Source organism: Pseudomonas sp. RP-B7 (assembly GCF_059803535.1).
In genome coordinates, this window is the sequence record NZ_JAPFHC010000032.1 from 65,160 (window position 1) to 76,063 (window position 10,904).

Consider the following 10,904-nt stretch of genomic DNA (forward strand, 5'->3'; position numbering starts at 1 on the left):
ACTCACGTGAGCCGATAATGAACACGTCAGAGTAAATACTCTATCTATGTCGGTGTGTGCGGACATGATAATGGTATCTGGGAACACTGTCCAAATTGAAACTTTGATGTGAGTATTCTGCTGGGTGATGGATGCACCTTACAGCCAAGCGGCTGTAATAATTGATGCAGGGGAGGTTGTTGCCAATATTTGGATCGGGCAGAGCGCTCAAGTTAGTGGGGTTTCATGAGCTCGGAATTGGACTTTTGTAGTCTGACGCAAAATAAAGAGGCTGAATTCGTACGCTGGTTCTATAAGCAACTTTCGCGTAAACATTTCAGGCTTGCCTTTCAGCCTATTATGGCTGTGGGCGCGGCCGGTATTTTGTACCATGAAGGTTTGCTGCGGCATGTCAGTGGTCGGATGAATATCAACCCTTTTCCTATACTTGAGGCGCAACGCTCCATTCGTTTGCTTGATTGTTATGTCGTGATGAGTCTCATAAAAACGCTGCGGGCCCATCCAGAAATCAGCTTGGGGTGCAATATTTCTGCGCAGAGTGCGACGCTGGACGCTCTATGGGAGCCCATTCTTGATGCCCTGCGAGGCGAGCCTGATATTGCCCGGCGCTTGATTATCGAAATCACCGAAAGTTCGTCGATCTCCTCTTGCGACACATCGGTTGATTTCGTCCTGCGTATGCGTCGCTTGGGCGGTCGAATAGCAATCGACGATTTTGGCGCAGGTTTCAGTACGCTGTCGTTTGTGCGTGATGCTGAACCGGACATTATAAAAATTGACATGGGGTACTTGCACCGAGCACGGGAAAGTACGCGTGCCAGTGACACGTTCGAACACCTTGTAAAACTATGCAAGACATTGGCGCCTTGCGTGATTGTAGAGGGTGTCGAACGCTCAGCTGATCGTCAAAGACTTCTGGCGGCAAGTGCTGATTGGGCGCAGGGATTTTACTTGGGTAAACCAGCACTTTTCCCCGGGAGTATTAAGACGCCTTGTTGGGTTGAAAATAAAATATAAGCGTTTTGTTGTGTGCGTAAGATTTTTGATTTTTGAATAGTTGGGGCTTTTGTTGAGGTACCTGAGAAAGTTGAAAACCTCGGAAGAGCAGGACCAGGTCACACGCTAGCCTGGTGCGGCAATGAACGTTTCCAGCAGCCTTGTTTGACCACTGTCTAACCGGCCGGCACGGTAGATGTACTTCTGACCCGTGCAAACCCAATTGTGCGCCTTGGATGAAAACAGTCAGTTTCGGACATATCTGAGTGCCTCGCATTGCTCTAAAGTTTTTTGCTCATTCAGACATCCGGGCGCATATGAATCTCTGGTTTCGGCTTTTATTCCTGCTTTTTCGTAGACCTTGGCGTAGACCTGTCGACGGGTTGGCAACCACCGTAACCCGCCTGCGGGTCTGGCCTCTGGATCTGGACTTCAATCGCCACGTTACCAACGGTCGATACTTCACGCTGGCCGATGTGGCCCGAATGGACTATGTGCTGCGCAGCGGTGCATTTCGGGTCGCGTTGCGTGCCAAGGCGTTGCCTATCGTTGGAGACACCTGGGGTAAGTTTCGCCGTGAACTGAAGCTTTTCGAGTCTTTCGAAATCCATACGAGGATGCTTGGCTGGGACGCGAAGTGGAGCTACCTCGAGCATCGATTTATCAGTCGCAAACGCGTGGTTGCCGTTGTCGTGATGCGCGGTCTGTTTCGCTCGGCAGAAGGCACCATTTCACCTTCTGCCTTCTGCCGCGAATTGGGGTTGCCAGAGGATTCGCCAGGCATGCCGCAATGGCTTACGGATTGGTCGAAAGCCTGTGATGACATGCGCCAACAACTGCGAAACGAAGAGGCATTGTGACGTTTGTAAAACGCTTTTCGCCTTTCATGCGCCCGTGTCGGCAGTCACCGGGTGAAGGGCAGGTAACAACTCCATGACGTCACAGAACAGATTGCGCTGTTGCCAGTCGCTGCGGTCGCCAATTACATACAGGCGGCGCTTGGCTCGGGTCACGGCGACGTTGAGCAGGTTGGGTTGTGAGACGGCCCAATTGCGTGCGCCGCCGTTTTCACTGTTACCGCCCAGTACCAGGATGACCACCGCAGCTTCCTTGCCTTGCATGGTGTGAATGGTGCCGTGCACGCGCTTGCCGAGATCGCGGTCCTTGAGTTGATTACGGACATCCTGGAAAGGGGTGATGACTGCAATGCTGCCGGGCGGCACGCCGTCGGCCTCGAGCACGCTGAGCAGGCGATCCAGGGCGTGGCCTTCGTTATCGACCCAGTTGCCTGAAGACGGGCCGCTGGCATGCACCCACCCGGTGAGCAGGCGAGCGGGGGTTTCCTTGGCCGCAGACGGGGCAATGGTGCCGTAGACCATGGCGCCGTCGTAGGCAATACGGTTCGCCAGGTCGAACATCGGACGATCGCAACGACGGTGTACCACCAGTGGCAGGCCGACCCAGCATTTCTGGCCCTGAGGGCCGGCCATTCGGCCCCAGGGTGTGGCGTGGTCGGCCAGGGTCTGTGCGGACTGTCGGTTAGGCAGCCAATGCGCGTCGACGTGATAGCGGGTGCGCATATGTTCGAGCACCGCGTCGGAGACGGTGACGATAGGTTCCAATTGCAGCGGATCGCCGACCAGTACCGCCCGCCGTGCGCGCCACAGGGCGCCGACCGCGGCCTGCGGGGTTGCCTGGCCAGCTTCATCCACCAGCAGCCAGCCGATCTCACTGCAACCCAGGCTGCCGAACGAGCGCGCGAACGACGCGAAGGTACTGCTGAGGACCGGCACCACCATGAACAGCGAAGCCCAAGCCGACCGTATCACGGCCTGGGATACACCACGGTAACGGCCGCCGGTCAGCAGGCTGGTGATGAAGCTCAGGTTATAGCCCAGGCGTGAGGCTTCAATCTGCAAGAATGTGCGGTGTAGCTTCAGCGCTTCGATGAAGACGTTTGCCCGTGCTTGACGCCATCCTTCGAGAATCCAGGGTTCGCGCAGCTCGATGTGTGTGCCCCTGCCCAGTTGGCCTTGCTCCAGCCAGGTCAGCAGATGCTCGGCTTGACCCGCCTGTGCAACGCTGCGGGCCTTGTCTATCTGCAAGGAGGCGTGGCGTATGGCTTCGTCAATAGCCTGTTCGTCGGCCGCCAACTGCTGATTGAGCTGGCCAAGTTGCAGGCGCAGTCGTTCCAGCTGGCGCTGCACGCTGTCGAAGGCATCCTTCGCCAGCATATGGGTGCCAACGAGCACGCGTTGGTGGGCGGTCCAGGTACGGTGTGCCCCCCACAGGCTGAGCAGGTTGACGAGCAGCCCGGGTTTTTTTGCCAGGTGCGCTTCGAGCGCCAGGAGGGCACGTTGCAGGTGTTCGCGGGTGGGGGGGAGCTGCTGTGATTCCAGCGCGGCTTGTTCGCCATCGAGGCTGCGCCGTTGAGCCAGTCGTGCCTGGCGCTCATGTTCCTGTTGTTTGACGCGCGCCTTGGCACTGATAACGCCTTGGATTCGCTCCAGGATGTCGTCTGCTTGAGCGCGCAATGAGCGCTCTGCGTCTTTGGCGTCCTGGTACTGTTTGACGGCCGCACGCCAGTGGCTGGCCTTGTCGGCGGATGTGAGCAGCTTCATCTGCTGTGCCTGTTCACTCAACCACTCGCGCATACCCTTGGGCGGTGGTACGTCCTCTGGGCTGGGGGTGTCGGGCGTGGACCCGCCGTTGCCATAGAAAAAACGGTCGACGAACTGTGAACGTTTGGATTTGCTGCCCAGCGCTGCCGAGATCAAGCCCCAGGCCGGCTTGCCGCTGATCAGCTCGCCCAGTTCGCTGAAGTACTCGGCGTCGGGCAGCCAGGAAGGGTCGACTTTGTCGCGCTGAGGCAGTTCGAGGGTAACGTTCTCGACAGCGCCATTGTTGGACGAGGCCACCACCATTTCGAAGCCGAACAAGCGCGGGTCCAGCACGTAAGCGAAGCGCTCCCGACCGCCATCATTGGCAGATTCCCGGCCATTCTTGACGAAGGCGTCCGATGCCTTGCCCAGCGAGGCCAGGACATCGGCGCGCTGGGTCACCACGGCGGCGATCAAGTCGCGCAACAAGGTGGTCTTTCCGGTGCCTGGCGGGCCATTGACGCCCATCACGCCGCTGTCGCTGCTCAGGTTTTGCAGCAGGCTGTTGACCGCCAGTTGCTGGGAGTGCACCAGGCCCAGATGGCGCTCGGCCGGCCAGCAGCCGGCGGCATAACGTGACGGGGCCAAGCGGTCGATCAGCGCCAGGTCCGCGCCGGGCTGATCCAGATGCAGTCGTTGGCTGGCGTCATGCTGGCTAAGATAGCGGGCGAGTGGCTGGCTGTTTTCGCCGCGCGCCAGGGCGTCGGCGACGTCGGCCAGGTCGCTGAGCAGGAAACTGTTGAGCGGATCGTCTTCCTGTTCGGGTTTTTCCGGGTTGATTGGCGCCGAGCGAAAGCGGTGGGTACGTGGTTTATCCCCGAAAAATGCATCGAGGCCCAAGGTTTGGCGTACGCAGGTGGTCAGGCGCTCCAGGTCCGCGGCCAGGACCACGCCGCCGAGCAAACGGCTGGCCTGTTCGCGAAGGGATTGCTGGGCTTCGTCGAAACCGCGGGTCCAATCCTTGCGGTGGATGGCGCAGCCGACGAACCAGGCCTCGCTCGATAGCACCAGGCTGTCGGCCAGCATCATGCCTCGGTCATTGAACTTCAATGCGAACAGCGCCGAAGTGCGCCGTTGCGGCTCCTTGTAGCCCTGGTCAGCACCGAATAGCCGCTCCAGTTGGCGAGCCACATCCAGGTTGTCGTAAAGATGGGCGTAGAGGGTGTGGCTCCAGGTGCGTTTGGGCGGCAGCCGTTGCCGGCTCAGCGCGTTGGCTGGCATCCACGGCAGGATCTGGGCGCTGGAGGGCACATCCTGGAAATACGGCTGGTAGTCGCTGTCGCGCTTTTTCAGCTTGGGTGCGGCTTGGGGTTGCAGCAACTCGACGGCGTGCCAATAGCGCACGGTGTTTTGCGCAGTCATTTACGTCCTTGAAAGCACTCTGGCTTGGAATCCTGATGCGTAGGATAACAGGCACGGTGCGCCGCGAGTGCTTTGCACTAAACCGGCTGCCCCTCCTCATCCGAAGCACTGCAGCAGCGGTCGCGGCCGTTCTGCTTGGCCGCGTAAAGCATCTTGTCCGCCGCCGTGATCAGGCTGGCCGGCGTGACGTGTTGCCCGGTGGGCTGAACGCTGGCGATCCCGGCGCTGGCCGTGACATGGCCGAGTGGGTGGGCGCTGTGCTCGATGCCCATTGCGCGAATGGCGTCGAGGATGTCGCGGGCGACGGTCGCGGCGCCAGGGTTATCGGTGTTCGGCAGCAGCACGGCAAATTCTTCCCCGCCATACCTGACCGCCAGGTCCCCGGGTCGCTTGACCGCTTGCAAGATTGCGGTAGCCACTGCACTCAGACAATCGTCGCCTGCCGCGTGGCCATAGGTATCGTTGTAGCGCTTGAAGTAATCGACATCGAGCATGATCAACGAGAGCGTCGAGCGCTGCCGGATGGCCTGGCGAATCTCGTCCAGCAGCGCGCTGTCCAGGCGTCGACGGTTGCCCAGCCCGGTCAGGCTGTCGGTCAAGGCCATGTCGCGCATGGACTGATGGGCCAGGCGCAGCTCGCCCTCCATTACCATGCGCCGGCGCAGTTGGTTCAACACCACCCGCCCGAACACGGTGAACGCGCCAATCAGGAAGAACAGCACAAAGCCGGTCTTGAACAGATCCCAACGCCACGGCGCGATGATGGACTCGCGGGAAAGCCCCGCTTCAACCACCAACGGATATGCGGCAAGGGCCCTGTAGCCATACAAGCGCTCAGTGTCGTCGACCACCGCCCTGGCCTCGGCGACACCCTCGTTGGACATCGGCAGGTAACGCTTGAAAATCTCGCTCGCGGTCAGGCTCTTGCCCACCACGGCGGCGATGAACGGGCGTCGCACCAGGATGGTCCCGTCACGCAAGGCCAGCACCAGCGCGCCCTTGTCATCGATTTTGAAATCGCCGTAGTAATCGACGAAATAACTGACCTTGATCGTCCCCAGCAATACCCCCGCGAATGAGCCGTCAGGGTTATTCAACCGACGCGAAACCGGGATGATCAAATCCCCCGTGGACTTGCTGTTTACCACCGCGCCGATGCGCACATTGGGATCGGTGTGGGTACGGTGATATTGGAAGTAATCACGGTCGGCATTGTTCGCAGGCTCGGGCAGGACCTCCTTGTCCGTCGCGATCCAGTCACCCTCCGGGCCGTAGATAAACAAGCCATGCAATTGCGGCATCAGCTTGGCCTGCTGCACCAGCAAATTGTGGATGCGCGGCACATCGATATTGTGCAACCCGTCGCCTTCCACCCGTTCACTGAGCGCAGCGGTCAACACATCCACCTGGCGGATGGCATCCTCGGCATGCTGCGCAGTGGCCCGCGCGAGGTTGGTGACGGAGTCGCGTGCCGAGGCGAACGCTGCATGGTAGTCCCGCCAGGTGCGCCAGCCTTCCACGGCCAGGAACGCAAGGATCACCGCGAGCATGAAGCTCACCGTCAGGTGGAATGCGGCCCCGGCGCTGATGGGCGTGGGGCTTGTGGGGCCAGCCAGCTTGGCATCTGGCTGTTTGCGTCCGAGCATGTGCGTGTCCTTGTGGTGCTGCTCTGCAATAACGCAAGACAACAGCTTCAATGGCTAAGCGGTTCAACAATGAGGGGGAATACGGGGGGGTAACCGTTTGCGGCGTGGATGATGATACGTACGCGCATGGCTGGCAACGGTAGCTTAATCCGCGCCGGTTTCGCCCACGGTGGTGGACAAGATCTTGATCACCCAGAAGGACAGCGTCACCTCGGGTACTTTGTTCAGCCAACGGGCTGCTGTGGCATTCATCGGGCTTACCTCTCCTTGACTGCGCGGTGGTTGGCGCAGGGGAGAAGGTACGGCACGAAACTTAGCTGGGACTGAGGGCCGCGGTTTTTTTCAGGACATGGGCCAAGCCCACGGTGGTGAGGTGCACCACGCTGCCGTTGGGCGGCGCCTGCAGGCCGGAGCTGCGCACCAGGATTGACTGGCCGGGCGCGAACTCATTGGCGGGCAGCGTCACGGTCAGCGTGCAGGTATTGCCGCCGAATTCGCGTTCAGTCACCACGCCACGGCAGCCGCTATCGTGACTGGCGCTCAGTTGCAGTTGTTCCGGGCGCAGCATGATCCGCGAGGTTTCGTGGTCGAGCTTGCTGTCGACTGGCACGCGGCCCAGGCCGCAGTGGGCCCAGCCGGCTTCGATCCTTGCGGGCATGACGACGGCTTCGCCGAGAAACAACGCGGTCTGCTCGTCGACGGGGTATTGGTACAGGTCCATCGGATGGCCCGATTGCACCAGGCGGCCCTGGCGCATCACTGCCAGTTGATCGGCGAACGATAGCGCCTCGCTTTGATCGTGGGTCACCAGGATCGTGGTGATACCCGCGTCGCTCAGCAGCCGCGCAACCATCTTGCGCATCGCCGAGCGCAGCCCGGTGTCCAGGGCCGAGAACGGTTCATCCAGCAACATCAGCCGGGGTTGTTGCGCCAGGGCGCGGGCCAGCGCCACGCGCTGTTGCTGGCCGCCGGACAGTTCGTGGGGCCAGCGCCGCGCCATGTTGGCGTCGAGGGCCACGCTGTCCATCAATTCGGCGATGCGTGTGTGGCGCGCTTGGCCCTGGGTGGCCAGGCCGAAGCCGATGTTGTCGGCCACCGTCATGTGCGGGAACAGTGCGCCGTCCTGCGGTACATAGCCGATCTGGCGCTGATGGGCCGGCACGGCGTGGGTGCTGTCGACCAGCGGTTGGCCGTCGAGGGTGAGGCTGCCGGAGTCGGGAAATTCAAAGCCGGCGATCATGCGCAACAAGGTGGTCTTGCCCGAGCCGGACGGCCCGACAATCACGGTGCGGCTGCCGGTGGGCACCGACAGGCTGACATCCGCCAGGGCACGCTGGGTGCCAAAGGATTTGCAGAGTGCGTTCAGTTCGAGGGCGTTCATCGGCCTGCCGTGCGTTTGGATTGGTGGTAGAGAAGGCCGGTCAACGGCAGTGACAACAGGATCATGATCAGCGCGTAAGGGGCTGCTGCTGCGTAGTCGATCTCACTGGTCATCGCCCAGAAACCGGTGGCCAGGGTGCGGGTGCCGTTGGGCGCCAGCAGCAGGGTGGCGGTCAGCTCGTTGGTGATCGCCAGGAACACCAGCGCCGCACCCGCCGCAGCGGACGGTGCGGCCAGGCGCATGGTGATCAGCCACAACGCGCGGCCCGGCGAACGGCCGAGGCTGCGCGCCATGTTTTCCAGCTCCACCGGCGCCTGGGCGATACCGGCACGCAGGCTCACCAGGGCCCGTGGCAGGAACATCAACAAGTAGGCGAGCAGCACCGTAATGGTGGTCTGGTAGATCGGCCGGGCGAAGTGGATGGTCACCGTGACCAGCGCCAGCGCAACGACGATGCCGGGCAGCGAACTGGTGATGTAGTTGCAGCCTTCCAGGAGGCGTTGCAAGCGCCCCGGTGCGCGAATCGACAGCCAGGCGATCGGCACCGCCGCGCAGGTGGTCAACAGTGCGCCAGCAACGCCCAGTTGCACGGTTTGCAGGAGTGCCGGCAGCAGCTCGTCGAACTGCCAGACCTGCGCGCCACCGGCGACCAGCCACTGGCCCAGGGTGATCAGCGGCACGCCAAGGGCCAACGCGCAGGTCACGCCTTGCAGGGTCAGGGCGAGCAGGGTGGTGCTCGTGCTCAGTTGCACGGTGCGTTGTTCGCGGGCGCTGCCGGAGCCGACCCGCGCATACCGTGCATGGCCGCGCGCGGCGGATTCGGCGGTGAGCATCGCCAGGCAACACAGGGCCAGCACCGCCGCGAGCATATTGGCGGCCGGGCCATTAAAGGTGGATTTGAATTGATCGAAAATCGCCGTGGTGAAGGTATCAAAGCGAATCATCGCGTAAAGGCCGTATTCGGCCAGCAGGTGCAGGCCCACCAGCAGCGCACCGCCGCAGATCGCCAGGCGCAGCTGTGGCAAGACCACGCGCCAGAACACCGCCCAGGGCTTGAGGCCCAGGGATTCGGCCACGTCTTCGATGGCCGGGTCCAACCGGCGCAGGGTCGCCGCCACCGGCAGGTACAGAAATGGGAAATAGGCAATCACCGACACCAGCACACCGGCCGGCAAGCCGTGGATCGACGGCACCAGGCTGACCCACGCGTAACTGTGCACAAACGCCGGCACCGCCAGCGGCGCAACCGCCAGCAGCGACCAGGCGCGGCGGCCGGGCAGGTTGGTGCGTTCGGTCAACCACGCCAGGGCCACGCCGAGCGCAATGCACAGGGGCAGGGTGAACATCACCAGCAGCACGGTGTTGACCAGCAACTCGCCGACCCGTGGCCGCCACACCAACGCCTCGATCTGCGCCCAGCCGATCTGCCAGGACACCCCGATCACAAACGCAATCGGCAACAGCGCCAGCAGCGAAACCAGCACCGACAGGCCGGTGACCCACGTACCCCCACGGCCTCTGAACAGGCCGTGGGTGCGTTTGTGTGGCATCGCGTGGGCAATGCCGGGGAGGGACGTTTCAGGCAACAATCAGAGCAGTCCGGCTTGGGTCATCAGTTCAACCGCTTTTTTGCTGTTGAGCTTGGAGGCGTCGACCTTCGGCGCGTCCAGTTGCGCCAGCGGCACCAGCTTGGGGTTGGATTGCGCGTTCTGGCCAACGGCGTATTCGAACGAGTTGCCGTCTTTCAAGATCGCCTGGCCATCTTTGCCAGTGATCCACTTCACGAAGGCCTGGGCCTGTTCCTGGTGTTTGCTGGAGGCCAATACACCGGCGCCGGAAATACTCACGAATGCGCCCGGGTCTTGGTGCTTGAAGTAGTGCAACTGGGTGTTCTTGCTGTTTTCGCCGGTCTTGGATTGGTCGACGAAGCTGTAGTAGTGATAAATCACGCCGCTGTCGATCTGGCCTGCGTTGACAGCCTTGAGCACCGCGCTGTTGCCACGGTAGATGGCCGCGTTGGCTTTCATCGCCTTGAGCCAATCGAGGGTCGCGGCTTCGCCCTTGAGTTCCAGCACAGCGGCGACGATGGCCTGGAAGTCGGCCCCGGCCGGGGACGCGGCCCAGCGGCCTTTCCAGCTTGGTGATGCGAGGTCCAGCAGGGATTTCGGCAAGTCGCCGGCGTTGAGCTTGCTTGGGTTGTACACAAACACCGTCGAACGCGCGGCAATGCCAATCCACTTGCCATGGGCCGGACGGTAAGCGGCGTCTACCTGCTCCAGGGTGGTCGGTGCCACCGGCGCGAACAGCCCGGCGTTGTCCACCAGCACCATGGCTGGCGAGTTCTCGGTGAGAAACACATCGGCCGGAGAGGCGGCGCCTTCCTGCACGATCTGGTTGCCCATCTCGGTGTCATCGCCGTTGCGGATAGTCACCGGAATACCGGTCTCTTGGGTAAACCCTTCGACCCAAGCCTTGGTCAGGCTTTCGTGCTGGGCGTTGTACACCACGATGCCCACCGAATCAGCGGCATACACATGCCCCGCGCTGACCAATGCAGTGGCGAGCAGGGCTTTTTTGATAAAGGAAGGAAGACGGCTGGTCATGCGGTGAGCGCTCCGGTTTTTATAACTGCACGGGAAGTCCGCTAGTGGTCGATTGAGCCTAGACCAATAGGAATCATTTGCATGTTTGGGCGCGGCGAATGTAGAGCGGCAGATGAGAAAAAAACGTCAAAGAAACGGTTAACAATTGTGATGAGGGCTATCAGACGCTGGAGCTTCTCTGTGGGAGCTGGCTTGCCTGCGAAAGGGTGGGTCAGCTGGCATTTTTGGCGACTGGCATACCGCCTTCGCGGGCAAG

7 protein-coding genes are annotated in these 10,904 nt (G+C 61.3%); 2 read left to right on the plus strand and 5 right to left on the minus strand.

Going from position 1 to position 10,904, the window contains the following annotated elements; translation table 11 throughout:
- Window positions 1–225 precede the first annotated feature (225 nt).
- Both OPU96_RS23640 and OPU96_RS23645 read left to right on the plus strand, forming a co-directional pair.
- Window positions 226–1,017 carry an EAL domain-containing protein gene (locus OPU96_RS23640; RefSeq protein ID WP_498559787.1) on the plus strand — a complete coding sequence of 264 codons (792 nt, stop codon included), beginning with the start codon at window positions 226–228 and terminating at the stop codon, window positions 1,015–1,017.
- Window positions 1,018–1,313: 296 nt separating this feature from the next.
- Window positions 1,314–1,856 (plus strand): thioesterase family protein, encoded by a 543-nt coding sequence (locus OPU96_RS23645; RefSeq protein ID WP_226456182.1) that lies wholly within the window; start codon window positions 1,314–1,316, stop codon window positions 1,854–1,856.
- Window positions 1,857–1,880: 24 nt separating this feature from the next.
- Here the strand turns inward: OPU96_RS23645 and OPU96_RS23650 are convergent, their stop codons facing one another.
- From OPU96_RS23650 to OPU96_RS23670, 5 genes are all read right to left on the minus strand, one after another.
- A complete protein-coding gene (locus OPU96_RS23650; RefSeq protein WP_498559788.1) occupies window positions 1,881–5,018 on the minus strand; it encodes a DEAD/DEAH box helicase in 3,138 nt (1,045 codons plus the stop codon).
- Between the two features lie 77 nt (window positions 5,019–5,095).
- Complete coding sequence (locus OPU96_RS23655; protein ID WP_498559789.1) at window positions 5,096–6,664, minus strand: sensor domain-containing diguanylate cyclase; 1,569 nt, start codon at window positions 6,662–6,664, stop codon at window positions 5,096–5,098.
- Between the two features lie 313 nt (window positions 6,665–6,977).
- The gene (locus tag OPU96_RS23660; RefSeq protein ID WP_498559790.1) at window positions 6,978–8,045 is read right to left on the minus strand and encodes an ABC transporter ATP-binding protein; all 1,068 of its coding nucleotides are present in this window, start codon (window positions 8,043–8,045) and stop codon (window positions 6,978–6,980) included.
- On the minus strand, window positions 8,042–9,595 hold the full coding sequence (locus OPU96_RS23665) for an ABC transporter permease (RefSeq protein ID WP_498559791.1): 1,554 nt from the start codon (window positions 9,593–9,595) through the stop codon (window positions 8,042–8,044). The genes OPU96_RS23660 and OPU96_RS23665 overlap by 4 nt, the downstream gene beginning before the upstream one ends.
- A gap of 39 nt (window positions 9,596–9,634) precedes the next feature.
- A complete protein-coding gene (locus OPU96_RS23670; protein ID WP_226456032.1) occupies window positions 9,635–10,648 on the minus strand; it encodes an iron ABC transporter substrate-binding protein in 1,014 nt (337 codons plus the stop codon).
- Window positions 10,649–10,904 lie beyond the last annotated feature (256 nt).

Bases quoted from the DNA above. Each gene is read 5' to 3' on its own strand.
- OPU96_RS23640 (WP_498559787.1), top strand. From the start codon at position 226: ATGAGCTCGGAATTGGACTTTTGTAGTCTGACGCAAAATAAAGAGGCT.
- OPU96_RS23645 (WP_226456182.1), top strand. From the start codon at position 1,314: ATGAATCTCTGGTTTCGGCTTTTATTCCTGCTTTTTCGTAGACCTTGG.
- OPU96_RS23650 (WP_498559788.1), bottom strand. From the start codon at position 5,018: ATGACTGCGCAAAACACCGTGCGCTATTGGCACGCCGTCGAGTTGCTG.
- OPU96_RS23655 (WP_498559789.1), bottom strand. From the start codon at position 6,664: ATGCTCGGACGCAAACAGCCAGATGCCAAGCTGGCTGGCCCCACAAGC.
- OPU96_RS23660 (WP_498559790.1), bottom strand. From the start codon at position 8,045: ATGAACGCCCTCGAACTGAACGCACTCTGCAAATCCTTTGGCACCCAG.
- OPU96_RS23665 (WP_498559791.1), bottom strand. From the start codon at position 9,595: ATGCCACACAAACGCACCCACGGCCTGTTCAGAGGCCGTGGGGGTACG.
- OPU96_RS23670 (WP_226456032.1), bottom strand. From the start codon at position 10,648: ATGACCAGCCGTCTTCCTTCCTTTATCAAAAAAGCCCTGCTCGCCACT.